General features: G+C 66.5%; 21 protein-coding genes and 1 pseudogene. 12 read left to right on the forward strand and 10 right to left on the reverse strand.

Annotated elements, in window-relative coordinates; all coding sequences use genetic code 11:
- Window positions 1-145 precede the first annotated feature (145 nt).
- The 3 genes from ACTWP6_RS24520 to ACTWP6_RS24530 form a co-directional block, all read right to left on the reverse strand.
- Window positions 146-1,354 (reverse strand): DUF2235 domain-containing protein, encoded by a 1,209-nt coding sequence (locus tag ACTWP6_RS24520; RefSeq protein WP_443189026.1) that lies wholly within the window; start codon window positions 1,352-1,354, stop codon window positions 146-148.
- Window positions 1,355-1,480: 126 nt separating this feature from the next.
- The gene (locus tag ACTWP6_RS24525) at window positions 1,481-2,224 is read right to left on the reverse strand and encodes a cutinase family protein (RefSeq protein ID WP_443189027.1); all 744 of its coding nucleotides are present in this window, start codon (window positions 2,222-2,224) and stop codon (window positions 1,481-1,483) included.
- Window positions 2,225-2,530: 306 nt separating this feature from the next.
- Complete coding sequence (locus tag ACTWP6_RS24530; protein ID WP_260753144.1) at window positions 2,531-3,307, reverse strand: SDR family NAD(P)-dependent oxidoreductase; 777 nt, start codon at window positions 3,305-3,307, stop codon at window positions 2,531-2,533.
- A 113-nt stretch (window positions 3,308-3,420) separates the two neighbouring features.
- Here ACTWP6_RS24530 and ACTWP6_RS24535 point away from each other — a divergent pair, with 113 nt between their 5' ends.
- A complete protein-coding gene (locus tag ACTWP6_RS24535; protein WP_443189028.1) occupies window positions 3,421-4,902 on the forward strand; it encodes an FGGY-family carbohydrate kinase in 1,482 nt (493 codons plus the stop codon).
- Between the two features lie 4 nt (window positions 4,903-4,906).
- Here the strand turns inward: ACTWP6_RS24535 and ACTWP6_RS24540 are convergent, their stop codons facing one another.
- Together ACTWP6_RS24540 and ACTWP6_RS24545 are read right to left on the reverse strand one after the other, a co-directional pair.
- On the reverse strand, window positions 4,907-5,698 hold the full coding sequence (locus ACTWP6_RS24540; protein ID WP_443189029.1) for an SDR family NAD(P)-dependent oxidoreductase: 792 nt from the start codon (window positions 5,696-5,698) through the stop codon (window positions 4,907-4,909).
- Window positions 5,695-6,732, reverse strand: a complete 1,038-nt coding sequence (locus ACTWP6_RS24545; RefSeq protein ID WP_443189030.1) for a sugar-binding transcriptional regulator — start codon at window positions 6,730-6,732, stop codon at window positions 5,695-5,697. The genes ACTWP6_RS24540 and ACTWP6_RS24545 overlap by 4 nt, the downstream gene beginning before the upstream one ends.
- A gap of 117 nt (window positions 6,733-6,849) precedes the next feature.
- On the opposite strand from ACTWP6_RS24545, the gene eltD reads away from it, so the two are divergent.
- The 8 genes from eltD to ACTWP6_RS24585 all read left to right on the forward strand — a co-directional run bounded on the left by eltD (window position 6,850) and on the right by ACTWP6_RS24585 (window position 15,706).
- Window positions 6,850-7,938 (forward strand): erythritol/L-threitol dehyrogenase, encoded by a 1,089-nt coding sequence (eltD, locus tag ACTWP6_RS24550; protein WP_443189031.1) that lies wholly within the window; start codon window positions 6,850-6,852, stop codon window positions 7,936-7,938.
- 65 nt (window positions 7,939-8,003) lie between these two features.
- On the forward strand, window positions 8,004-9,383 hold the full coding sequence (locus ACTWP6_RS24555; RefSeq protein WP_260758141.1) for an extracellular solute-binding protein: 1,380 nt from the start codon (window positions 8,004-8,006) through the stop codon (window positions 9,381-9,383).
- Between the two features lie 14 nt (window positions 9,384-9,397).
- Window positions 9,398-10,354 (forward strand): carbohydrate ABC transporter permease, encoded by a 957-nt coding sequence (locus ACTWP6_RS24560; RefSeq protein WP_260753137.1) that lies wholly within the window; start codon window positions 9,398-9,400, stop codon window positions 10,352-10,354.
- Window positions 10,355-10,358: 4 nt separating this feature from the next.
- Complete coding sequence (locus ACTWP6_RS24565; RefSeq protein ID WP_260753135.1) at window positions 10,359-11,240, forward strand: carbohydrate ABC transporter permease; 882 nt, start codon at window positions 10,359-10,361, stop codon at window positions 11,238-11,240.
- Window positions 11,240-12,343, forward strand: coding sequence for an ABC transporter ATP-binding protein (locus tag ACTWP6_RS24570; RefSeq protein ID WP_260753134.1), 1,104 nt, complete (start codon window positions 11,240-11,242; stop codon window positions 12,341-12,343). The genes ACTWP6_RS24565 and ACTWP6_RS24570 overlap by 1 nt, the downstream gene beginning before the upstream one ends.
- The gene (locus ACTWP6_RS24575; RefSeq protein ID WP_443189032.1) at window positions 12,340-13,476 is read left to right on the forward strand and encodes an ABC transporter ATP-binding protein; all 1,137 of its coding nucleotides are present in this window, start codon (window positions 12,340-12,342) and stop codon (window positions 13,474-13,476) included. Before ACTWP6_RS24570 ends, ACTWP6_RS24575 begins: the two co-directional genes overlap by 4 nt.
- Entirely contained in the window at window positions 13,473-15,215 is a 1,743-nt protein-coding gene (gene derK, locus ACTWP6_RS24580) for a D-erythrulose 4-kinase (protein ID WP_443189033.1), read from the forward strand. The genes ACTWP6_RS24575 and derK overlap by 4 nt, the downstream gene beginning before the upstream one ends.
- A 5-nt stretch (window positions 15,216-15,220) precedes the next feature.
- Window positions 15,221-15,706: a ribose-5-phosphate isomerase gene (locus ACTWP6_RS24585; RefSeq protein ID WP_443189034.1), complete on the forward strand. Its 486-nt coding sequence runs from the start codon at window positions 15,221-15,223 to the stop codon at window positions 15,704-15,706.
- Window positions 15,707-15,787: 81 nt separating this feature from the next.
- On the opposite strand, the gene ACTWP6_RS24590 is transcribed toward ACTWP6_RS24585, so the two are convergent.
- Window positions 15,788-16,261 (reverse strand): nitroreductase/quinone reductase family protein, encoded by a 474-nt coding sequence (locus tag ACTWP6_RS24590; protein WP_443189035.1) that lies wholly within the window; start codon window positions 16,259-16,261, stop codon window positions 15,788-15,790.
- 85 nt (window positions 16,262-16,346) lie between these two features.
- Window positions 16,347-16,598, reverse strand: a pseudogene (locus tag ACTWP6_RS24595) (hypothetical protein); the annotation flags it as partial.
- A gap of 292 nt (window positions 16,599-16,890) precedes the next feature.
- Between ACTWP6_RS24595 and ACTWP6_RS24600 the strand changes: the two are divergent.
- A complete protein-coding gene (locus ACTWP6_RS24600; RefSeq protein ID WP_443189036.1) occupies window positions 16,891-17,880 on the forward strand; it encodes a patatin-like phospholipase family protein in 990 nt (329 codons plus the stop codon).
- Here ACTWP6_RS24600 and ACTWP6_RS24605 read toward each other — a convergent pair.
- Genes ACTWP6_RS24605 through allB form a run of 3 tightly spaced genes read right to left on the reverse strand, consistent with a single transcriptional unit; the run spans window position 17,858 to window position 21,279 of the window.
- Window positions 17,858-18,442, reverse strand: coding sequence for a DUF998 domain-containing protein (locus ACTWP6_RS24605; protein ID WP_443189037.1), 585 nt, complete (start codon window positions 18,440-18,442; stop codon window positions 17,858-17,860). The two genes, ACTWP6_RS24600 and ACTWP6_RS24605, sit on opposite strands and share 23 nt — an antisense overlap.
- Window positions 18,442-19,866: an SDR family NAD(P)-dependent oxidoreductase gene (locus tag ACTWP6_RS24610; RefSeq protein ID WP_443189038.1), complete on the reverse strand. Its 1,425-nt coding sequence runs from the start codon at window positions 19,864-19,866 to the stop codon at window positions 18,442-18,444. The genes ACTWP6_RS24605 and ACTWP6_RS24610 overlap by 1 nt, the downstream gene beginning before the upstream one ends.
- Window positions 19,867-19,911: 45 nt before the next feature.
- Window positions 19,912-21,279: an allantoinase AllB gene (gene allB, locus ACTWP6_RS24615; RefSeq protein ID WP_260753122.1), complete on the reverse strand. Its 1,368-nt coding sequence runs from the start codon at window positions 21,277-21,279 to the stop codon at window positions 19,912-19,914.
- Window positions 21,280-21,497: 218 nt separating this feature from the next.
- Here allB and ACTWP6_RS24620 point away from each other — a divergent pair, with 218 nt between their 5' ends.
- Both ACTWP6_RS24620 and ACTWP6_RS24625 read left to right on the forward strand, forming a co-directional pair.
- Window positions 21,498-23,003: an NCS1 family nucleobase:cation symporter-1 gene (locus ACTWP6_RS24620; protein ID WP_443189039.1), complete on the forward strand. Its 1,506-nt coding sequence runs from the start codon at window positions 21,498-21,500 to the stop codon at window positions 23,001-23,003.
- 9 nt (window positions 23,004-23,012) lie between these two features.
- Window positions 23,013-23,735 (forward strand): aspartate/glutamate racemase family protein, encoded by a 723-nt coding sequence (locus tag ACTWP6_RS24625; protein WP_260753119.1) that lies wholly within the window; start codon window positions 23,013-23,015, stop codon window positions 23,733-23,735.
- Window positions 23,736-23,738 lie beyond the last annotated feature (3 nt).

The raw sequence follows: 23,738 nt of genomic DNA on the forward strand, positions 1-23,738 counted from the left end.
CGGATGATCTGATCCGGAGTGTGCCGCCGGCGCTTGTTCGTTGCCATGTCGTCATTGATTCTTCCTGCCCGAGCACTCGGGCAACAGAGTCCCACAACGACTGGACCACTACAGGGGGCTCACCTCACGGGGACGTCCAGGACGGTCATAACCGACCCTCGAGGGCAGCGCGACGTGACTGGCTGTTCGCGACGGGACCGCTCGCACGGTAGCCAAGCGGCGGGATCACCTCCACGCGGCCGGTCAAGTCATGGGCAGAATCAGACCACCATCCGATGTTGGGGGCACGCCTGTGCCGACTCTCGGTGTCGTCGTACCAACGTTCGTAGGCCGGTTCCGCAATCCGAAGCGTCTCCGTGGTGTCATCGTCACCCTCGACTGCGAGAAGCCGGCGGCTGCCACGGAATCTCACTTCAGAGCGGTTCTTTGGCTGCACGGTGCGCCAGCACTGTTTGACGATGTTGATCAGCTGATACGCCGGGCTCATGGAATTGTTCGGCGACAGCGGTGCAGTCTGCAGCGGATGAAACAGCTCATAATCGAACTCAAGGCCACGTTCTGAGGCTTCGTGCACCATCCAGCGCAGTGTGAGATCGGCCGGGGCAGTCGCCGGGTAGCCGCCACCGATGTCGGAGTGGACCCCTTCGAACCACACTTGCTTAATGTCCGTTATGCGGTTCGGTTTCCACAGACAGGGGCTGAAAGTCAGGCGCCGCTCATCTATCGCCAACGCCTGGCGGGCGAACTCGACCTTCTCGGTGAGGTCGACGTCATGAAACTTGTACTTCTTTCTCGTGAGGCCCGGCGCTCCGAGCGCGCCGACAGTGTCGAAGACACCGAGAAAGCGAAAGCCGGGTTCGTCGGAGCCGCGGTAGGTCGAGGCACGGAACTCCTCGATCTCGGTGGTGGTGGTGCCGTCGCGAGGCCGTCGACGGTAGATCTCCATTGCATTCAACAGGCGGTTTTGCACGACGCCCGGCGGGTTCAGCAGACCGATTCGGGCGATCATCCCGACCAGGCTTCGCGCGGTGTATGCGCCACGGCTGAAACCGAAGACGAAGATCTGATCGCCCGGCCGATAGTTCAAAGCCAAGAACCGGTAGGCGCCGATGATGGCATTGTCCAAGCCCACCCCGAACGCGCCGCCAACGATACGATCAGCGAATCCATTGGTGCCCACTCCATTGGAGGAGAAGACCAACTGGTTTGTGCCATCGGTGGCTTGAGTCCGTACCGCGCGGGCGATCTTCTCGATATTGGACACCAGCGGGTCGTCTGAACGCTTCCAGGTGCCGTCGCAGCAGATTACGAGCCGTCGCATAGCGTGTTCTCCCGTCCTCTCCAGGACCAGCATCCGCGCTCAAGCCACTGTCGTCGCAAGTAGTGCGCTACCCGAATCTGCCTGGCGTTTCGACGGAGTCTGTGCACAGCGGGGAGGGGCATCAGCGTCGCGCCATCCCGGCGGGGTACTAGGTGTTCGTCACTGTGCCAGTTGGGGGAAGGGCTCATTGAGGGTATGGTTCGCCAACTGACCGACGGCGAACGTCGCCGCCTGGTCCGCCATACCGTCGACCGCGTACTGCTGGTGCGGCGCGCTGGAACCGGACGGCGGGGCACCCGAGCAGACGGTGTCGCCGGGTGCGCACAACTCGAGGGCTCTGGAGGCATATGCGGGCCCGACATCGATGTCGAGGGCACCGTACTTGACTGCCGACCAGCCCGCCGGCATGCCGAACAGCACCACCGCGGCGACATTGTCGGCGACGTCGGCAGGTATCGGAAGGGGAGCGGCTCCGGCGGGCACGCCTGCGGGCAGCACACCTGAAGTGGTCAGCGCCGTCACAACGGCGCCCTGTGAATATCCACCCAGAATCATGTGGGTGTTCGGGCATGCCGAGACCACGCCGCGCAGATGGTCGGCCTCGTCGCGCACGCCTTCGGCGACGTTCATCGTGAAGACGGAGCCACCGGTGAAGTTGCTGCTCGCCGGATAGTTCACGCCGTGGACGCCCACCGTCCGGGGAACCACCTGCGCTCGGAGTGCGTCGACGAATCTCTGGCCGACGCCACCGACCCCCGGCGGCTCGGCGGTGCCCCGGGCGAACACGACACCGATGTCGGGGCACGGTTGCGAGCCCGCCACGGGAATCATGATCGGTAACGCGGCCACAGCCAGGGCCATCGCGCCGACGAGGCGCCCCAAGGTCCGCAGGCAAACTGTCATAGATTCCCCCTACCCCTGCACAGAACTATCTCAGAAGCGGACTCCGTGCGGAGCGTTCTCGCGCGCCCGATTCGACAGTGCTCACGATGCTGTGACCGCCGGCCACCGGTAATCTTCATCGGCACCCGCGTCGGGGGTGTTACACCTGGCGTGTCCCATCTCACGACACGTTCAACGGCGCTGCGGTTCCTCGAGCCAGGCCCCGGATTCGTCGAGGCGGCGATGTCGATTCGTTGCCGGAGAACATCATTGGCCGGTGTTGGCAGGTTATCCCGGATTTTCCGGTTGTCACCGCCGGTCAGTGGATCACTTGGGTGGCATACGGATTCCGCCGTCGACCCGGACCACTTCGGCGTTCATGTACGAGTTGGTGATCAGCTCGACGACCATCGAGGCGAGTTCCTCGGGTTTGCCCAGCCGGCGCGGGTAGAGAACCGATTCGCCGAGTTTGGCTTTGAACGCCTCTGACTCCGGCCCTTCGCCGTAGATGGGCGTGTCGATCAGGCCCGGGGCCACGGTGTTCACCCGAATTCCGACGGCGGCGAGGTCGCGGGCCACCGGCAGGGTCAGCCCGACGACGCCGCCCTTGGACGACGAGTAAGCGGCTTGGCCGATCTGCCCGTCGAATGCCGCCACACTGGTCATGTTGACGATGGCGCCGCGTTCGCCGGACTCGGTGAGATCGAGCCGGCTCATCGCCGTCGCCGCCAGCCGAATGCAGTCGAACGTGCCGACCAGGTTGATGGCCAGCACCTTCTTGTAGGCGTCGAGGTTGTGCGCCGACGCGAACTCGCCATCCTTACCGATGGTCCTCTGCGCCCATCCGATTCCCGCCGAGTTGACGAGCACGCGTAGCGGACCGAGGTCGACCGCGGTGTTCACCGCGTCTTCGATCTGAGCGGTGTCGGTGACGTCGACGCTGACAAACACGCCGCCGATCTCGTGTGCCAGCTCCTGCCCACGTTCTGCCTGCAGATCAGCTACGACGACGCGGGCTCCTTTCGATGCCAGCAGCCGGGAAGTCGCGGCGCCGATACCCGATGCTCCACCGGTGACAATTGCACTTGTTCCTGTGACGTCCACGGCGTGAGTGTAGATCAGCGGTGATCCGCCCGAGCAAAGCCGAAGCCGGGAATCCTCGCCACCGGCCCGCCACCTGCCGGGGAATCGCCACGCTCGCACCGTAGGGTGCAGTAGTGGACTTGCTGCTCGGAATCGACATGGGGACGGGAAGCACGAAGGGCGTTCTGGTCGACACTAAGGGCACGGTCATCGCGTCCAAGTCCGTCCCGCACGGGATGGATCTGCCCCGCCCGGGCTGGGCCGAGGTGGATGCCGAAGCGGTGTGGTGGCGGGAAGTGTGCGCCATCAGCGCCGCGCTGGCGGCACAGGTGCCCGTCGGTGCGAGGCTGGCCGCGATGTGTGTCAGCGGTGTAGGCCCCTGCCTGCTGCTGTGCGACGCGGACTTACGTCCGCTGCGGCCGGCCATACTGTACGGCATCGACACCCGAGCCCACGCCGAGATCGCCGCGCTGACACAGGAACTGGGCGAACAGGCCATCCTCGATCGGGCGGGAACCCTGCTGTCGAGCCAGGCGGTCGGGCCCAAGATCGAGTGGGTGCGCAGCCACGAGCCACAGGTGTTCGAGACGGCGACGGGTTGGTATGGCTCCAATTCCTACATCGCCGCCAAGCTGACCGGTGAATACGTGATGGACCATCACACCGCCAGCCAGTGCGACCCGCTCTACGCCACCCGCGATTTCGACTGGAACCACGAGTGGGCCGGACGCATCTGCGGACATTTGCCGCTTCCGCGGCTGGTCTGGCCCAGCGAGATCGTCGGTGAGGTGTCGGCGACCGCCGCACGCGAGACCGGGTTACCGGCCGGGCTGCCGGTGGTCGCGGGCAGCGTGGACGCCTACTCCGAGGCCTATTCGGTCGGTGTCCGCCGGCCAGGTGACCAGATGCTGATGTACGGCTCCACCATGTTCCTGGTGCAGATGATCGACGAGTACCACAGCGACCCGACGCTGTGGACGACCGCGGGCGTGGAGCCGCGCAGCCTGGCGCTGGCCGCAGGCACCTCCACGGCAGGAACCCTGATCAGTTGGCTTCAGGCCCTGACCGGTGGGGTCTCCTTCGACGAGCTGACCGCCGAGGCGCTGGCTGTGCCGCCGGGCAGTGAAGGGCTGCTCATGCTTCCCTACCTGGCCGGTGAGCGGACCCCGGTGTTCGACCCGCAGGCTCGCGGCCTGCTGGCCGGCCTGACCCTGCGTCACGGCAGGGGGCACCTGTTCCGGGCGGCCTACGAAGGGATCGCCTTCGGGATCCGGCAGATTTTGGAACGCTTCGACGACGCGCATTCAGGCACCCGCACCGTCGCCGTCGGCGGCGGGCTGAAAAGTCCGGTCTGGGCGCAGGCGGTCAGCGACGTGACCGGTCGCTCACAGCTGGTGCCCGAACAGGCGATCGGGGCGAGCTACGGCGGCGCGCTGCTGGCCGCCGTCGGCGTCGGCCTGGTACCGCCCGATACGGACTGGGCCACTATCGCCCGGGAAATCACACCCGATCCGCGCAACCGGGCGATGTATGACCAGCTCTACCGGACGTGGGCGCAGTTGTATCCCAGCACCCGTGATCAGATGCATCGCCTTGCCGACGTCGAGTCGATCTGACCGGTCAACCCATCGTGTAGCCGCCGTCGATGGCGATCTCGACACCGTTGATCATGCTGGCGGCGTCTGACGACAGGAACACCACCGCGTCGGAAACCTCGTGGGGAACGGCGAAGCGGCCCAGAGGGATCCGGTTGAGCATCGGGGCTGCCTTGGCGGGTTCGCCCCACACCCGTTGCCCCATCTCGGTGAGCACCACCGTCGGGCACACCGAGTTGGCGCGGATCCCGTGCGGGCCCAGCTCGCGCGCGAGGACCTTGGTCGCCATCACCAGTCCCGCCTTGGATGCGCAGTAGGCGTAGTGGTCGGGGAGCGGGGCGAGCGCAGCCGCCGAAGCCACGGTGACGATCGCGCCCCCGGTGCCCTGCTCGACCATGTGCGCTCCCACCCGCGCCGCGAGCAGTGCAGGTGCTCGCAAGTTGACCGCGATCGTGGCGTCGAACAGATCCGGGTGGGTGTCGACGACCGCTTCGGGGTGCGAGATGCCGGCGTTGTTGACCAGGATGTCCAGGCCGCCGAACGCGTCTGCGGCCATCCGGGCGAGGGTCGCCGGACCGTCCCGATCGGCCAGATCGACAGCGGCCGCGAACGTTCGGATACCGAACTCGTCGTGCAGCGCCTGACCTGCGCGGTTGAGTTCGTCCTGATCGCGCCCGCTGAGCACCAGGTGCGCACCGGCCGAGGCGAACGCGCGGGCGATGTCGGCGCCGATGCCTTTGCTCGCGCCGGTAACCAACGCGCGCTTGCCATCCAGTCGTTGCACGCCGGCATACCTGGCAGCGGCCGCAGTCGTCACGAACCCTCCTCGGTCGAGTTGATCTCGTTGAGCAGTGCCTCTGCGGTGGCGGGATCGGTGACGAGCCGGTTGAAGTAGCCGCCGCGCGCCCCCGCGGTGATCGAATCGACCTTGTCCTTGCCCACAGCCACCGCGATCGTCACCGGAATATGCTGCAGCGCTTCCAGTTCCAGTGCGATCAACCGCTCCATACCTTCGAACGCGACCGGGTCGCCGTTGCGGTCGTAGAAGCGGGAGCACACATCGCCCACCGCGGAGCGAAGCGAGGTCGAGTCGGTGGGTACGAACTGCGGGATGTCGGAGCGGGTCAGAGGAGGGGCGCCGACACCCATGAGCGCGCAACGGGCACGTGGCCACTGGTGCAGGACACGTTGGATGCTGGGGTCCTCAAGAAGTGACTGGTACAGGGCCGGGCCCGGAAGCGCCGGTGCGAAAAGGTAATTCGCGCGTCCGCCGACCCGATTGGCGACGAGCCGGGTGATCTCGTTGGTCTGGTACCACTCGTAGGGCTGGTCGTTGCCGCCGACCGTCGGTGCCACCACGACCCCGGGTAGCGGGGTGAGTTCGTACTGGGCCAGTTCGTAGACCGTCCGTCCCGAAGAGACCAGCAGGACATCCCCGGGCAGCAGGCCCGCTTCACTGAGAGCGCGGGCCGTCGCGGGTGCCAGCACCCGCCCCATCACGTCGACCACGCTACGGCCCGGTCCGGGCGCCGGCATCGGGGGCGACAGGTACACGGTGTTCAGGTTGAGTGCGCGCGCCAGCCGGTCGGCCAGCTCCTTGGGCTGGGCGTCGGCCGGTGCGACGACCTCGATCCGCACGATGCCCTGACGTTTGGCCTCGGCGAGCAATCGGCTGACCGTCGCCCGGCTGGTTCCGAGTTGCGTCGCGATCTCGGCCTGGGTCGCGTCGTCCTCGTAGTACAGCCGCGCGGCGGTGTAGAGCAACGAGGGGGAGAAGTGACTGCCTTCGCCGTCGGCCGCCACGCCATCTGTTTTCGCAGCGGAGGGGGTGGACTGAGCCGGCCGGGGCATGGCACAGAGTATGACATCGAACAACTGCTCTGAAAAGAATTTTCCTGAACAGACGTTCTGGACAGATGTGCACGGGCTCCGCTACTGTGACTGCGAACACAGATGGAGGAACCAGCGATGGCCGCTCAGATCCCGGAGAAAATGCAGGCAGTTGTCTGTCACGGGCCCCACGACTACCGACTCGAAGAGGTCGCCGTACCGCGGCGCGGGCCCGGCGAGGCCTTGATCAAGGTCGAGGCGGTCGGCATCTGTGCCAGCGACCTGAAGTGCTACCACGGCGCGGCGAAGTTCTGGGGCGACGAGAACCGGCCTGCGTGGGCCGAGACGATGGTGATCCCGGGCCACGAGTTCGCGGGCCGGGTCGTCGAACTCGACGACGAGGCCGCGCAGCGGTGGGGAATCGCCGTCGGCGACCGAGTGGTCTCCGAGCAGATCGTGCCCTGCTGGAAGTGTCGGTTCTGTAAGCGTGGCCAGTACCACATGTGCCAGCCGCACGACCTCTACGGCTTCAAACGGCGGACCCCCGGGGCGATGGCCAGCTACATGGTGTATCCGGTAGAAGCGCTGGTGCACAAGGTTTCCGGTGACATCGCACCGCAGCATGCAGCCTTCGCCGAACCGCTGTCGTGCTCGTTGCACGCCGTCGAACGGGCACAGATCCTGTTCGAGGACACGGTTGTGGTGGCCGGATGCGGCCCGATCGGTCTCGGGATGGTGGCCGGCGCTCGCGCCAAGAACCCGATGCACGTGATCGCCCTGGACATGGCGGCCGAGAAGCTCGAGCTGGCCAAGGCGTGCGGCGCCGACATCACGATCAACGTCGCCGAGCAGGATGCCGTCGCCATCGTCAAGGAGCTCACCGGCGGTTACGGTGCCGACGTGTACCTGGAGGGGACCGGGCATCCCTCGGCAGTCCCGCAGGGGCTCAACCTGTTACGCAAACTCGGCCGCTACGTCGAGTACGGGGTGTTCGGCAGTGACGTATCGGTGGACTGGAGCATCATCAGCGACGACAAGGAGCTCGACGTCCTGGGGGCACACCTGGGACCGTACTGCTGGCCGGCCGCGATCAAGATGATCGAATCCGGCGTCCTGCCCATGGACGAGATCTGCACCCATCAGCTTCCGCTCGCCGAATTCCAGAAGGGGCTGGACCTGGTGGCCAGCGGCAAGGAATCGGTCAAGGTCTCCCTCATCCCGGCGTGAACGAAGGACATTTGATGAGTCGCTTCCCCAACTCTGCGCGCGGACCTCAGTTCTCGCGCAGGCAGATGCTCGCGGCGCTCGGCGTGGCCGGGGCGGCAGCGGCCAGCGTGCCGGTGCTGAGCTCGTGCGGCGTCGGGGGCAAGGCAAGTGCGCCCAACGGCGCCGACGCCGTCACCGGCGGGTTCGACTGGCGCAAGGCCGCCGGATCCACGATCAACATCCTGCAGACCCCGCACCCCTACCAGCTGTCCTACCAGCCGCTGCTCAAGGAGTTCACCGAGCTCACCGGCATCAATGTCAATGTGGACCTGGTTCCGGAGGCGGACTACTTCACCAAACTCAACACCGAGCTGGCCGGCGGCTCCGGCAAGCACGACGCCTTCATGCTGGGGGCCTACTTCATCTGGCAGTACGGCCCTCCGGGGTGGATCGAGGATCTCGACCCATGGCTGCGCAACAGCGCGGCGACCAGCGCGGAGTACGACTTCGAGGACATCTTCGACGGCTTGCGCACGTCCACCCGCTGGGACTTCACGCTGGGCCACCCGCTGGGCACCGGCGGGCAGTGGGCGATCCCGTGGGGCTTCGAGAACAACGTGGTCGCCTACAACAAGCGCATCTTCGACGAGAAGGGCATCACGAGACTTCCCGACAACCTCGACGATTTCATCCAGCTGGCCGTCGATCTGACAGACCGCTCGGCCAACCGCTACGGCATCGCCACCCGCGGATCCAAGTCGTGGGCCACCATCCACCCCGGGTTCATGACGCAGTACACCCGCGAAGGCGCGGTGGACTACACCTGGAACGGCTCCGAGTTGGTGGCGGAGATGGACAGCGACAAAGCCATCGATTTCACGAAGAAGTGGATCGAGATGCAGCACAAGGCTGGGCCGACCTCCTGGACGACCTACGACTACCCCAATGCCACCGGCGATTTGGGTGACGGCACCGCGATGATGGTCTTCGACGCCGACAGCGCCACCTACCCCAAGAACAAGCCGGGGGCGAGCAAGGAGGCCGGCAACCTGGCCTGGTACGCCGGACCAGCCGGGCCGGATGGCAACTACAAGACCAACCTGTGGACGTGGAGTTGGGCGATGAGCGCCAACTCGCGCAACAAATTGCCTGCGTGGTTGTTCATCCAGTGGGCGACCGGCAAGGAGTCGATGAACAAGGCCGTCGAAGGCGGCACGTACGCCGATCCGGTGCGCAAGTCGGTGTTCGACACCACGTTCAAGCGGGTCGCGGCCGACCAGTTCGGCTACCTCGAGGCGTTCGAGACCGTCATCGGAGAGTCGAAGATCCAGTTCACGCCGCAGAAGAAGTTCTTCGACACCACCCAGAACTGGGCGGTGGCGCTGCAGGACATCTACGGCGGAGATGACGCGGCGACGCGCCTGCGCAGCCTCGCCAAGACCAACACGTCCAAGGTCAATCTCTAGGAGCCGCGGCACTCATGACAACTCAGACTTCCAAAGCTCCGTCGACCTCGTCGGATCAGCCACCCACGTCCAGTCGGGCAGACCGGCCGCAGGTTCCGGCATGGCGGCGCAAGCTGCGCCCTTACCTGCTGTCGGTCCCCGCCGTGGTGATCGTGATCGGCATCCTGTATCCCTTCGCGGTCGGCGCGTACTACGCCTTCCTCAACTACGCTGCGGTAAACCCGGATCCGCACTTCGTCTGGTTCGAGAACTTCGCTTCCGTGCTCGGCGACCAGGTGTTCTGGAAGAGCGTTCAGGTCACCGTCACCTTCGCGCTCCTGGCCACTTTCATCGAGACGGTGCTGGGCGTCGGCCTGGCGCTGCTGCTCAACCGGTCCTCGATCATCGGCAAGATCTTCGAGAAGGTGCTCATCCTGCCGCTGATGATCGCCCCGGTCATCGCCGGCGTGATCTGGAAGCTCATGTTCAACCCGCAGTTCGGCGTTCTCAATCATGTTCTGGGACTGGGGAACACCTTCGACTGGCTGTCGGCGTCCAACGCACTGTTCTCAGTGATCCTGGTCGACATCTGGATCTTCACGCCGTTCGTCGCGATCCTGGTGCTGGCCGGTATCCGGTCGCTGCCCCGAGAGCCGTTCGAGGCGTCCGAAGTCGACGGAGCTTCGTGGTTCTACATGTTCCGCAAGCTGATGCTGCCCATGCTGTGGCCCTACATTCTTGTCGCGGTGATCTTCCGGTTCATGGACAACCTCAAGGTGTTCGACCACATCTACGTCCTGACCGCAGGCGGACCCGGCGTAGCCACCCGCACGCTGCAGATCGGCGCCTTCGAGGACTCGATCATCAACCTGGACTACTCGCGGGGCAGCACCTACATGCTGCTGCTGTGGGTCATCGTGTTCATCACCGCGCGCTACCTGGTGAGCGTGCTCGGAAAGGCGCAGCGGCGCGCTGCCGGAGCGGAGTCGTAAGATCATGGCACTCAAACTGTCCCGCGCCGAGCTCCTTCCCGGCCAGAAGCGGTGGTCGATTTCAGCCGTGGCGGCCGACATCGGACTGGTGCTCTGGTTCCTGTTCTCGCTGTTCCCGATCTTCTGGATGCTGATGCTGGCCCTGAAGAACGCCGAGCAACAGACCACCACCTACTTCTCGTTCAGCCCGACCTGGTCTAACTTCGCAACGGTGCTGTCCGACAAGGGCACCCAGATGACCAGCGTCGACTTCAAGGCCTCGCTGCTGACCAGCCTGCTCAATTGCGGCGGCGCCGTCCTCGTGTCGCTGGTGATCGGCATTCCGGCCGCGTACGCGGCCGGACGCTGGCAGTACAAGGGCTCCAACGACCTGATGTTCACCATGTTGTCCTTCCGCTTCGCACCCGAACTGATGGTCATCGTGCCGTTGTTCGTGATCTACAACCAGATCGGGCTGTTCGACACCAAGGTCGGCATGATCTGGGTGCTGCAGCTGGTGACCATGCCGCTGGTGGTGTGGATCCTGCGGTCCTACTTCCAGGATCTGCCTGAAGATCTCGAACAGGCGGCGCTGCTGGACGGCTACACCCGGCGGCGCGCGTTCCTGATGGTCGCGCTGCCGATCGTGCGGCCAGGCATCGCCGCGGCGGCGCTGCTGGCGTTCATCTTCGCCTGGAACAACTACGTCTTCCCGCTCATCCTGGCCGACAGCAATGCCGGCACGGTGACCGTCGCCATCACGAAGTTCCTCGGCGGCGGCGGGCAGGCGTACTACAACCTCACGGCGGCCGCGGCGCTGATCGCCGCGCTGCCACCACTCATCCTCGCGCTGACCATTCAGCGGTATCTGGTGCGGGGCCTGTCATTTGGGGCGGTGAAGGCCTGATGGCCACGGTATCGGTTGCGAACATCCGCAAGACGTACGGGAAAACGGTTGCGGTCGAGGGTCTGTCGCTCGACATCGCCGACGGCGAGTTCTTCGTCATCCTCGGTCCCAGCGGAGCCGGGAAGACAACCACGCTGAAGTCGATCGCCGGCCTGGTGGACGTCGACTCCGGCGCGGTGTCGATCGGCGGAGCCGACATGACACAGGTGGAGCCCTACCACCGCAACGTCGCGATGGCCTTCGAGAGTTATGCGCTCTATCCGCAGAAGACTGTGGCAGAGAACCTGGCCTCTCCGCTGAAATCCGGGCGCACCGGCAAGTATTCTGCGGCCGATCAGGCTGAGCGGATCGATCAGGTCACCACCACGCTCGGCATCAACCAGCTCAAGAACCGGCTGCCCAGGGAGCTGTCGAACGGCCAGCGCCAGCGGGTCGCATTGGGCCGCGTGCTGGTGCGCCCGGCCGATGTCTACCTCCTCGACGAGCCGCTGAGCCACCTCGACGCCAAGCTGCGCGCGTCGATGCGCGCCGAACTCAAGCAGCTCGGCGCCATGTCGAATACGACGACGGTCTACGTCACCCACGACTACCAGGAGGCGCTCGCGCTGGGTGACCGGATCGCGGTGATGCGCGAGGGCCGCCTCATGCAGATCGGCACCCCCGACGAGATCTGGCGACGGCCCGCGGACACCTTCGTGGCCCGCTCGCTGGGGCAACCCGAGATCAACCTGCTCGACGGGGTGGTCGACGACGGCCGTATCCGGCTGGGGGACGGGTCGCTGGACGTTCCGATTCCGGCTGACGCGCGCTGCGATCGCGGTGACCGCGTCCGGGTCGGCTTGCGGCCCTGCGATCTTCACGTCACCAGCCGGGAGGGTTCGCTACGTGGCCGGGTGATGCTGGCCGAGCGGTTGGGCCGCAACATCGAGCTGACCGTCGACGTCGGCGGCTCCCAGCTGATCGCGCTGACCTCGGGCCGGCACGGTGTCGGCGAAGGAGACACCGTGACGTTGCGGATCGCCGAATCCGACGTGCACGTGTTCGGGCCGGGCGACGGGGACACCAGCCGGCTGAGCGACGAGACCCTGGAGGCGGTTCAGTGAGCGTCACGATCGACAAGACCACCCGGCAAAGCGCACAGAGCCTGACACTGCGCGACCTCGTCAAGACGTATGCGTCGCGCGGGAGGGACACAGTCACCGCCGTCAAGGGCATCAACCTCGACATCGAGCCGGGCGAACTGGTCGCGCTGCTGGGCCCGTCCGGCTGCGGCAAGACGACCACGCTGCGCATGATCGCGGGGCTGGAAACCGTCACCAGCGGATCCATCAAGATCGGTGACCGCGAGATCTCCCAGCTGCCCGCGGCCAAACGCGGCATCGGCGTCGGCTTCGAGAGCTACGCGCTGTACCCGCCGATGTCGGTCCGCGACAACCTGCTGTACGGCCTGAAGGCTCGCAAGGTCAAAGGTGCGGAGAAAATGGTGGCCTCGATCACCGATCGACTCGAGATGAACGACCTCATGGACCTGCGGCCGGCGGGGCTGTCCAGCGGTCAGAAGCAGCGCGTCGCGTTGGCCCGGGCGCTCGTGCGCAATCCGCCGGTGCTGCTGCTCGACGAACCCCTGAGCCACCTGGATGCGTCCGCACGCAACCGTGTCCGACGCGAATTGAAGGTGCTGCAGCGCGAATTCGGCTACACCACCATCGTGGTCACCCACGACCAGGTCGAAGCCCTCTCGCTGGCCGACCGGCTGGCCGTCATGGACGGTGGCGTGGTCCAGCAGTTCGGCACCCCCGACGAGGTGTTCGACGACCCGGCGAATTTGTTCGTCGCCGAGTTCGTCGGTGAACCGCAGATCAATGTCCTGTCCGGAGTCGTCTGCCGCGACGGGGACCGGGTGCGGGTCGAGGTCGGCTCGGGGGCGGGCGCCCTGGACACCACGGCCACGGACGTGGCCGACGGGACGCGGGTCACGGTGGGAATCCGGCCGCAGGACTGCGGGCTCGCCGCCCGGGGCACCGTAAGCTCCGGTGGTGTCGCGGCGACCGTCGCGTACTTCGAGCACCTGCTGGAATTCGGCCTGGCCACCAGCACGGTGGCCGGTATCGAGGAGGGCATCGTCGTGCAGACCCCCGCCGAGCAGGACTACGAACCCGAGCAGGAGGTGTCGGTGACCGCTCCCGCCGAGCGGGTGTATTTGTTCGACACCGACACCGGACAGCGGCTGCGATGACCAAGCTCTACAACGACCCTGCCCGCTTCACCGAGGACATGCTGAACGGCTTCCTAGACGCCAACGCGCGCTATGTCGTCGGGGTGCCCGGCGGTGTGGTCCGCGCGCACCGCACCCGACCGGGCAAGGTGGCCGTCGTCATCGGCGGCGGTTCCGGCCACTATCCCGCCTTCTGCGGGACGGTCGGTTTCGGGTTCGCCGACGGCGCGGTGGTCGGCAACATCTTCACCTCGCCATCGGCGGAGGAGGCCGCCTCTGTGGCCCGGGCGGCGCACGGTGACGCCGGCGTGCTGCTCACCACCGGCAACTATGCGGGCGACGTGATGAACTTCGGCCTCGCCGTCACTCAACTGCGCAGCGAGGGCATCGACGCGCACTACTTCGCCGTCACCGACGACATCGCCAGCGCCCCCAAAGGTGAAGAGTCGAAAAGACGCGGCATCGCAGGCGATTTCACGGTGTTCAAGTGTGCCGGCGCAGCAGCCGAGGACGGGCTCGATCTCGCGGGCGTGGTCCGGGTCGCCGAGGCGGCCAACGCCGCGACCCGCACGCTCGGGGTGGCGTTCGACGGCTGCACGATGCCCGGGGCGGACCATCCGCTGTTCACCGTCCCCGAGGGCAAGATGGGCGTCGGGCTCGGCATCCACGGTGAGCCGGGCGTCGCCGACGAGCCCATGCCCACCGCGGCTTCGCTGGCCGAGACGCTGGTTGACGGGGTCCTCGCCGACCATCCGGACACCGAATCGAAGCGAATCGCGGTGATCCTCAACGGGCTCGGACGCACCAAGTACGAAGAGCTCTTCGTCGTGTGGGGCACGGTCGCCCGGCTGCTGCGCGACCGTGGCTACGAAATCGTCGAACCCGAGGTCGGCGAGCTGGTCACCAGCCTGGACATGGCGGGCTGCTCGCTGACCCTGATGTGGCTCGACGACGAACTCGAGCGGTACTGGACCTCGCCTGCCGACACACCGGCATACCGCAAAGGTGCGGCGGCCGGCGAGATCACCGGCGCCGCAGGCGAACTCCGCACCGAGGCCGAACTGCAGTCCGCAGCACAGACCCCGGACCTGGCCGAGCGCTCCGACGACGACGGACGCCGCGGGGCCCAGGTGGTGGCCCGCGCTCTGAGCGCGATGGCGGCGATGCTGGCCGACGCGGAGGATGAGCTGGGCCGCATCGACGCCGTGGCCGGGGACGGTGACCACGGCCGCGGCATGGTCAAGGGCTCGGCGGCGGCGTCACAGGCCGCGGACAAGGCGGTGGCCGCAGGCGGTGGACAGGGCTCGGTGCTCACCGAGGCGGGCAAAGAATGGGCGGCCAAGGCAGGCGGGACGTCCGGCGTGCTGTGGGGCGCTCTGCTGTCCGCGCTCGGCACCCGGCTCGGTGACACCGGCCGACCCGACCCGGTGACCGTGGCCGCCGGAATGCGGGACGGGTACGACGCGTTGGTCAGCCTCGGGGGCGCCGCCCCGGGAGACAAGACGATGCTCGACGCGCTGCTGCCGTTCGTGGACGAGCTGCAGCGCCGGGTGACCGACGGGCAGGAACTGCAGGACGCGTGGCGGGCAGCAGCCGACGTCGCCACCGACGCCGCGAAAGCCACGGCGGATCTGCGGCCCAAGGTCGGCCGGGCACGGCCGCTCGCCGAGCGCAGCATCGGCACTCCCGACGCCGGCGCCACCTCACTGGCGATGTGCGCGAGCACCGTCGCCGACAGCCTCATCGCGAAAAGGAAGTGACCGATATGGCCTCAGGTTCTGGTCAAGGACTGCGCATCGTCGTCGGCTCCGACGACGCCGGATACGAGTACAAGGAAGCCCTCAAAGGTGATCTGCAGGCCGACCACCGGGTCGCCGACGTGATAGACGTCGGCGTCGGCACGGACGAGAACACCGCGTATCCCCATGTCGCGGTCGCGGCGGCGCGCGTGGTGGCCGAGGGCAAGGCCGATCGTGCGCTGCTGGTGTGTGGCACAGGACTGGGCGTGGCGATCAGTGCCAACAAGGTGCCGGGCATCCGGGCGGTCACCGCGCACGACGGCTTCTCCGTCGAGCGTTCGGTACTGTCCAACAATGCGCAGGTGCTCTGCTTCGGCCAGCGCGTGATCGGACTGGAGCTGGCCCGCCGGCTCGCCCGGGAGTGGCTCGGCTACGAGTTCGATCCGCAGAGTGCGTCGGCAAGCAAGGTTGAGGCCATCAACACCTACGACTCGGCGCCGGACGCCTGCTGACGACTGTGTGGACAGGTTCCGGCCTCCTGGCTTGACGGCCAGAGAGAAGAAGGTGCGGTGTGGCCAACACGATTTTCTGCGCTACGTCGCCGGGGTGAGCCGGATGGCGGCGATGCCGAGACGCGTTGCTGCCGACTGGAACTCCTCTCTTGTGGGGACAGTGTCGCCGCCGAACTTCAGGCCCATGCTCTGTTGGGCCTTCTTGACGCCGTAGGACGCTGCGACGCGGTGCACGATGTCTGCGACGGCCGCGGGGTCGGTGATGAGCTGACCGTGCATCCGTGTCGTCTTGCCGTTGTGGGTGACCTCGGCGGTGGCTCCGTCGCGGAAGTTGTGCTTCCAGCCCGCCTCGAGAATGACGTAGAAGTCACCGTCGAGATGGTGGGCACTGACGGGCACGGTGAAGCGGCGGCCAGTCTTGCGTCCGGTGAAGCTGACGAGCATGAACTGTTTGAGCGCGCCACCCAGGGGTGTACGCAGCGCGAACCGCAGCGTGGGGTTGACGACCTTGAGCAGCGCTTCCGGTGGATGGGCGACATCGATGGTTTCGGGCATGGGTTTCACGGTAGGACGGTCAGCTCGCCAGGGAAACTAGATCAGCCCGAGCAACTCCAGATCGGTCAGGTATTTGACGATCACCGATCGGGTGTTCCGGCCGCTGGTAGTTGTGGATCAGCGGCAGCAGCGAGGCCGTTGCCGCCCCGGCAGGGCTCATGACGTAATAGGTCTCGAAACCGTCGAGCACCTCCGCACCGATGGTGGAGATGGCGTCGGCGATGAATTCGACTGGCAGGACGTCGAAGTCGGCACGCTGTCGGCTGCCGCCCTCGTCGAGCTCGTAGAACGAGTTGCCGGTCAGCGCCAGGCTCAGCATCGGGCGGGTGAACATGTCGACGATGGCGCAGTCGACGCTGGTGAAACCCAGCGTCGCGACCCAGTCCGCGGGGCGGAAAGGATCGTCGATCAGCGCCTGCGCCGGCGCCCGGACCCGCGCCCAGGTCTCGCCGTAGGTGAGGGTCTCGAAGCGGGGCTGTAGGTCGGACGGCCGGATCCGGCTGGGCGGCAACCAGTTGCGCATCACCGGAGCTCGGCGGTCCCCACAAGTACCGACCGCAGGCGATCAGAGATGACACGGTCGCCGCTGATGCGGCCTAGCCTGGGATCAGGTGCGGAAGGAGGCGCACATGAACCGCGCAGATCTGGTGTGTGAAGGCGGGGGTGTCCGCGGCATCGGCCTGGTCGGAGCCGTGCATGTACTCGCCGCCGCAGAATACGAGTTCCCCAGGGTCGCCGGTTCGAGCGCGGGTTCGGTAGTGGCCTCGTTGATCGCGGGACTTCAAGCCGCAGGGGAGCCGTTGTCGCGTCTCGACGCGCTCGCGCAGGAGATCGACTACTCCAAGTTCGCCGACCCGACTCTGCTCACGCGGATACCGGTGGTGGGCCCGGCGTTGTCGCTGGCCGCCAACAACGGGCTGTACCGGGGCGACTATCTGGAGAACCTGCTGACCGAGCTACTCGGAGGGTTGGGCGTTCGCACGTTCGGTGATCTGCGTACCGGCGAAGAGTCGGAGCGCAATGCGTGGTCGTTGGTGGTCACGGCCAGCGATCTGTCACGACGTCGGTTGGTCCGCATTCCCTGGGATCTGCCCAACCACGGTCTGGATCCTGACGACTTCCCAGTCGCGCGGGCGGTGCGTGCGTCCTCGGCGGTGCCGTTCGCGTTTCAGCCGGTCGAGGTCGGCGGGGCCACGTGGGTCGACGGTGGTCTGTTGTCGAACTTCCCGGTCCAATTGTTCGACAGCTCCGACGACCAGCCGCGCTGGCCGACGTTCGGGATCCGACTCTCGGCGCCGGCCGGGCGCGCGCCGACCCACGAGATCTACGGTCCGCTGTCGTTGGCGTTCGCGGCCTTGGAGACGTTGATCAGCGATCAGGACGCCGCCTACATCGACGACAGGTGCACGGTCCAGCGGACGATCTTCGTACCCACCGAGAACGTCGGCCCCCTCGATTTCGGCATCAGCGCCGAGGAACGCGACGCGCTCATTCAACGCGGAGTGCGCGCTGCCGAGGAGTTCCTGCGGACCTGGGACTACCCGGCGTATCTGCATGCGTGTCGTGGTGGGCCTGCACCGCCGGAGGCGCCACCGTCTACCGCCGACGCAGGAGCGTGACGCCGGCGAGCACTTCCCAGGCGATGATCGGATACACCGATCCCCGCTCCACGAGGCCGGCCGGTAACACGCGAGAACCGGTGGCGCCGTCGATGATCAGGGTGGTCAGGCACACCAGGCCGAAGGTTCCGAGCGCGAAGCTCGTCCGGATCGCCCAGGAAGGCGCCCGCAGCGCGCGGCCGGCGAACCCCGCCGCGATTACCGCGACGTTGCCGCCCACGATGGCCAACCCCGCTCCCACGACGTGCCAGCGCGCGTCGGGCGCCCCGCTGTGAAACGTGCCCACTAGGACGTTGCCCACCGTATTCGCCACGGCGGCAACCACGAACACCCTCGCCGCCATCGCCGCGCAACCGCGGGCCGACACCACCGCTGCGAGCCCGAACAGGATTCCGTGCACCACGAACGCGCCGACGTTCATCACGTCGCTGACACCCAGATCGCTGATGTAGTCGGCGAGGTAGCTGTAGCCGGGAAAGCCCGCCGCCGCGACGGCCTCGCACACCAGATAGACGGTCGCGCCGAGCACCCAGATCACCGCGGCGGTGCGGGCGGAACCCACTACCAGTTGCCCGGCGAATAGTCCTTCAGGAAACAGCCGTAGAGGTCCTCGCCGGCCTCCCCGCGCACGATCGGGTCATACACACGCGCGGCTCCGTCGACCAGATCCAGTGGGGCGTGAAAGCCTTCGTCGGCCAGGCGCAGCTTTGTCGGATGCGGGCGCTCGTCGGTGATCCAACCGGTGTCCACCGCGGTCATCAAAATGCCGTCCTGCTCCAGCATTTCGCCGGCGCTGGTCCGCGTGAGCATGTTCAGCGCGGCCTTGGCCATGTTCGTGTGCGGGTGTCCGGGCCCCTTGTAGGCCCGGCTGAACTGACCTTCCATCGCCGAGACGTTGACGACGTACTTGCGGCGCGCCGACGAGGCGGCCATCGCCGGCCGCAGTCGGCTGACCAAGATGAACGGAGCCGTCTGGTTGCACAGCTGGACTTCGAGAAGTTCCATCGCATCGACCTCATGCACCCGTTGGGTCCAGCTGTTGACCGGCGCGGTGTCGGGCAGCAACCCGCCCGCGTCGATGGCCGTGCCCGCCGCGATCCGTTCCGGCGAGGCGCTGCGTGCCTTGAGCGCGAGCTCGGTGACCGCGTGCGGGGCGTCCTGCTCAGCCAGGCTCCCGGCGAGAGCCGCGGGGTGGGCGTCGCTGACTCGGTCGAACGAGATGACGTCGACGAGTTCGAGTTCGGTCGGCGCGGTGCGCTCGGCCTCGACGAGGGCTGCGTACGAACCCGGAGACCGGCGCACGGTCTGGGCGGCGTTGTTGATCAGGATGTCCAGCGGACCCTCCGCGGCGACGGTGTCGGCCAGCGCCACCACCTGCGCGGGATCGCGCAGGTCGATGCCCACGATGCGCAGCCGGTGCAGCCAGTCGGCGCTGTCGGGCATCGCGGCGAAGCGCCGCACGGCGTCGTGCGGAAAGCGCGTCGTGATGGTCGTGTGCGCGCCGTCGCGCAGCAGCCGCAACGCGATGTACATACCGATCTTGGCTCGGCCGCCGGTGAGCAGGGCTCGCCGGCCGGTCAGGTCGGTGCGGGCGTCGCGCTTGGCCCTGTTGAGTGCCGCGCAGGTCGGGCAGAGCTGGTGGTAGAACGCGTCGACCACGGTGTGGTGGGTCTTGCAGACGTAGCAGGCCCGGGACCGCTGCAGGGTGCCGGCGGTGGCTCCATCGGCAGTGGACACCAAGGGCAGCCCGGCCGTCTCGTCGTCGATGCGGCCCGGTGCGCCGGTGGCGGTGGCGGCGATGACGGCGCGGTCGGCCGCAGTGATGGCGTCGCGTTTGGCGTGCCGGCGGGCCTTACGGACCGACTTGAAGATGCTCGCCGTTGCCCTGCGCACGGCGACGGCGTCGGGGTGTTCGGGCGGCAACGCCTCAATGTCGGAGAGCACCTGCAGGCAGGTTCTCAGCTTGTCGGGGTCGATGGCGCTCACGGGGGAAGGGTACGAACTTCACCGCTGATCGGCGAATTTCACACGCTACACGCCGCCGCGCCGCAGCATCCGGCCCTGCGGGGTCTTCAAGTCGATTCGCTTGCCGCGCAACCACGTTCCCGTCACGACGCCGGCGAGTGCACGCCCGTCATACGGGCTGATCGGGTTCTTGTGATGCAGTTTGTGTACGTCGACCACGTGCGCAGACTCGGGCTCGAAAATCGCGAAATCGGCGTCGTAACCCAGCGCGATCTTGCCCTTGTTGTTCAACCCGGCGAGCTCGGCGGGCTTGGCCGCCATCCAGTCGATCACCCGGGTAAGTGCCACGCCACGGCGCTTGGCCTCGGTCCAGATCAACGACAGCCCCAGCTGCAGCGAGGCGACACCACCCCACGCAACGCCGAAGTCGCCGTTCTCGACGTCCTTCAGATCGATCGTCGACGGTGAATGGTCGGAGACGATGCAGTCGATTGTGCCGTCGAGCAGGCCCTGCCACAGCAGTTCCCGATTCGACGCCTCACGGATCGGTGGGCAGCACTTGAACGCGGTCGCGCCGTTGGGGATCTCCTCGGCGAGCAGCGTCAAATAGTGCGGGCACGTCTCGACCGTGATCCTGACGCCGTCGCGCTTGGCGGTTGCGAGCATCGGCAGAGCGTCCGACGACGACAGATGCAGGATGTGCGCGCGGGCACCGGTCCACCGCGCGCGCTCGATCACCTCGGCGATCGCCACGTTCTCGGCGCCGCGCGGCCGGGACGCCAGGAAGCGGCTGTATCGGTCACCCTCGGCAGTGGGGGCATGATCGATGGCGCGGGAGTCCTCGGCGTGCACGATCATCATGGAGTCGAACTCGGCCAGCACCCGCATGTCCTTCTCCATCTCGTCGGCGTCGAGATGCGGGAATTCGTCGACGCCGGAGTGCAGCAGGAAGCACTTGAAGCCGAAGACGCCGTCGTCGTGCAGGCCGCGCAAATCCCCGGTGTTGCCGGGGATCGCGCCGCCCCAGAAACCGACGTCGATGTGTAGCTTGCCCGAGGCCGCCGCGCGCTTGGCATTGAGCGCTTCGACGTTCACCGTCGGGGGAATCGAGTTGAGCGGCATGTCGATCAACGTGGTCACGCCGCCCGCCGCCGCGGCGCGGGTGGCGGAGTCGAACCCCTCCCATTCGGTGCGGCCCGGCTCATTGACGTGCACGTGCGTATCGACCAGGCCGGGGATCATGACCTGCTCGTCGGTGAGTTCGACGATCTCCGTGGCGGCGAGGCCGCTGCCCAAGGGCTCAATCGCGACGATGCGACCTTCACGAATACCGATCTCGCGGGCGACGATTCCCGCCGTCGTCAGCGTGCGTTTGCCGCGGACCACCAGGTCGAGATCGGAGTGGTTCGACTGCTCGCGGGTGTCGGCGGTCATGGATGGTCTCCGTTGCTGCGAGAATTCCTCATCGTGGAACTGGAGCTCCACTTTTTGGTGACTCTAGAGGTGGTGCCGAACGCAGTCAATCGCGCCGAGGGTTGACAGGTGGTGTCCCGATGCGAGTTACTTACCCAACTTGCGGAATACTATTTCCGCAAGGTGGAATTCCAGCGGCGACGCGGAGCGTCGGCGCTCCGACCGTGACAGGCGTGTCCATGAGCACAGAGTCCACCGGGCTGATCGGCGACTCCGGTCGTCACGAGGCAACCCCGTTCGCCGGCGTCAGTCCAGATCTGTACAACCCCGATCTGGCGCCCACCAAGCGTGAAGGTCGACGGTGGGGCGCGTACAACATCTTCACCCTGTGGGCGAACGACGTCCACAGCCTCGGCAACTATTCGTTCGCCATCGGGCTGTTCGCGCTCGGCCTCGGCGGGTGGCAGATCTTGCTCGCCCTCGCACTCGGTGGAGTTTTTCTCTTCCTGCTGCTCAACCTGTCCGGGTTCATGGGGGAGAAGACCGGCGTCCCGTTCCCGGTGATGAGCCGCATCGCGTTCGGCATCCGCGGTGCGCAGATCCCGGCCCTCATCCGCGGCGCGGTCGCGATCGCGTGGTTCGGCATCCAGACCTACCTCGCGTCGGTGGTGCTGCGGATCATGATCATCGCGCTCGCACCGTCCGCCGAGACCCTGGACTCGAACAGCTTCCTGGGATTGTCGACGCTCGGCTGGATCTCGTTCGTCGCGCTCTGGGTGATCCAGGTGATCATCGTCAGCTACGGCATGGAGATGATCCGCAAGTACGAGGCGTTCGCCGGTCCGGTCATCCTGATCACGATGATCGCTCTCGCGATCTGGATGCTCAACAACGCCGACTGGAGCATCGCGTGGAGCACGCCCGACTCGCTGACCGGCCTCGACATGTGGCTGAAGATCATCGGCGGCGCCAGCCTGTGGGTCGCGATCTACGGCACGTTCGTCCTCAACTTCTGCGACTTCACCCGTAACGCGACATCGAAGCCGGCAATCGTGCGAGGCAACTTCTGGGGCATCCCGCTCAACATGCTGGTGTTCGGCGGCATCGTCATCACCCTGGCCGGCGCGCAGTTCCGCATCGACGGACGCGTCATCGAGGCACCGGCCGACATCGTCCAGGAAGTGCCGAGCACCCTGCTGTTGGTGCTCGCCGCACTCGCGCTGCTGATCCTGACCATCGCCGTGAACCTGATGGCGAACTTCGTCGCCCCGATCTATGCGCTGAACAACCTGTTCCCGAAGCACCTGAACTTCCGTCGCGCAGCATTCATCTCGGCCGTCATCGGCCTGGTGATCCTGCCGTGGAACCTGTACAACACCCCTGCCGTCATCAACTACTTCCTCGGCGGACTCGGTGCCATCCTCGGTCCGCTGTTCGGCATCATCATGGCCGACTACTGGCTGGTGCGGCGTTCGAAGATCAACGTGCTGGACCTGTTCACGACCGATGCGAAGGGCGAATACCACTATGCGAAGGGCATCAACGTCCGAGCCGTGATCGCCCTCGTCGTCACCGCGGTGGTGGCCCTTCTGCTGGCGTTCGTCCCGGCCTTCAAGGTGGTCGCGGAGTTCTCGTGGTTCATCGGGGCGGGGCTCGGTGCGATCGTGTACCTGGCGGTCGCGGACCGTCGCGGACCGTTCAACGATGTCTCCGGTGAGCCCATCGCCGTGGACAGCACGCACTAGGGGAGTGCCGTGAGAATCCTCGTAGCCAACGTCAACACGACTGCCTCGATGACCGACGCGATCGCCGAGTCGGCGCGCGGAGTCGCATCTTCGGGCACCGAGATCGTCGGCATCACACCGCGATTCGGTGCGGACTCGTGCGAAGGAAACTTCGAGAGCTATCTTGCCGCCATCGCTGTCATGGACGCCATCACCGCGTACCCCGAACCGTACGACGCCGTGATCCAGGCCGGCTACGGCGAGCACGGGCGTGAAGGTCTGCAGGAGTTGCTCGACGTCCCGGTGGTCGACATCACCGAGGCGGCCGCGTCGACGGCGATGTATCTCGGACACAAGTACTCGGTCGTCACCACGCTCGACCGCACCGTCCCGCTGATCGAAGACCGTCTCAAGCTCGCGGGACTCGACGCACGGTGCGCGTCGGTACGGGCGTCCGGACTCGGTGTGCTCGAACTCGAATCAGATCCCGATCGGGCGGTCGAGGCGATCGTGCGCCAGGCGCGAGAGGCGGTCGAGCACGATCGCGCCGAAGTGATCTGTCTCGGCTGCGGCGGCATGGCCGAACTTGAGGCGAAGGTGAAGGCCGCGACCGGCGTCCCGATCGTCGACGGAGTCCGCTCGGCCGTCACCATCGCCGAAGGTCTGGTTCGGATGGGTCTGACCACATCGAAGGTGCGCACCTACGCGGCGCCCCGGGTAAAGAAGGTCACCGGCTGGCCATTCCGCGTGTAGGCC

Source organism: Mycobacterium sp. 4D054 (assembly GCF_052245755.1).
Lineage (GTDB): Bacteria > Actinomycetota > Actinomycetes > Mycobacteriales > Mycobacteriaceae > Mycobacterium.

Bases quoted from the DNA above. Each gene is read 5' to 3' on its own strand.
- ACTWP6_RS24570 (WP_260753134.1), top strand. From the start codon at position 11,240: ATGGCCACGGTATCGGTTGCGAACATCCGCAAGACGTACGGGAAAACG.
- ACTWP6_RS24520 (WP_443189026.1), bottom strand. From the start codon at position 1,354: ATGCTGGTCCTGGAGAGGACGGGAGAACACGCTATGCGACGGCTCGTA.
- allB (WP_260753122.1), bottom strand. From the start codon at position 21,279: ATGACCGCCGACACCCGCGAGCAGTCGAACCACTCCGATCTCGACCTG.
- ACTWP6_RS24565 (WP_260753135.1), top strand. From the start codon at position 10,359: ATGGCACTCAAACTGTCCCGCGCCGAGCTCCTTCCCGGCCAGAAGCGG.
- ACTWP6_RS24590 (WP_443189035.1), bottom strand. From the start codon at position 16,261: ATGCCCGAAACCATCGATGTCGCCCATCCACCGGAAGCGCTGCTCAAG.
- ACTWP6_RS24620 (WP_443189039.1), top strand. From the start codon at position 21,498: ATGAGCACAGAGTCCACCGGGCTGATCGGCGACTCCGGTCGTCACGAG.
- ACTWP6_RS24600 (WP_443189036.1), top strand. From the start codon at position 16,891: ATGAACCGCGCAGATCTGGTGTGTGAAGGCGGGGGTGTCCGCGGCATC.
- eltD (WP_443189031.1), top strand. From the start codon at position 6,850: ATGGCCGCTCAGATCCCGGAGAAAATGCAGGCAGTTGTCTGTCACGGG.
- ACTWP6_RS24585 (WP_443189034.1), top strand. From the start codon at position 15,221: ATGGCCTCAGGTTCTGGTCAAGGACTGCGCATCGTCGTCGGCTCCGAC.
- derK (WP_443189033.1), top strand. From the start codon at position 13,473: ATGACCAAGCTCTACAACGACCCTGCCCGCTTCACCGAGGACATGCTG.
- ACTWP6_RS24560 (WP_260753137.1), top strand. From the start codon at position 9,398: ATGACAACTCAGACTTCCAAAGCTCCGTCGACCTCGTCGGATCAGCCA.
- ACTWP6_RS24545 (WP_443189030.1), bottom strand. From the start codon at position 6,732: ATGCCCCGGCCGGCTCAGTCCACCCCCTCCGCTGCGAAAACAGATGGC.
- ACTWP6_RS24525 (WP_443189027.1), bottom strand. From the start codon at position 2,224: ATGACAGTTTGCCTGCGGACCTTGGGGCGCCTCGTCGGCGCGATGGCC.
- ACTWP6_RS24555 (WP_260758141.1), top strand. From the start codon at position 8,004: ATGCTCGCGGCGCTCGGCGTGGCCGGGGCGGCAGCGGCCAGCGTGCCG.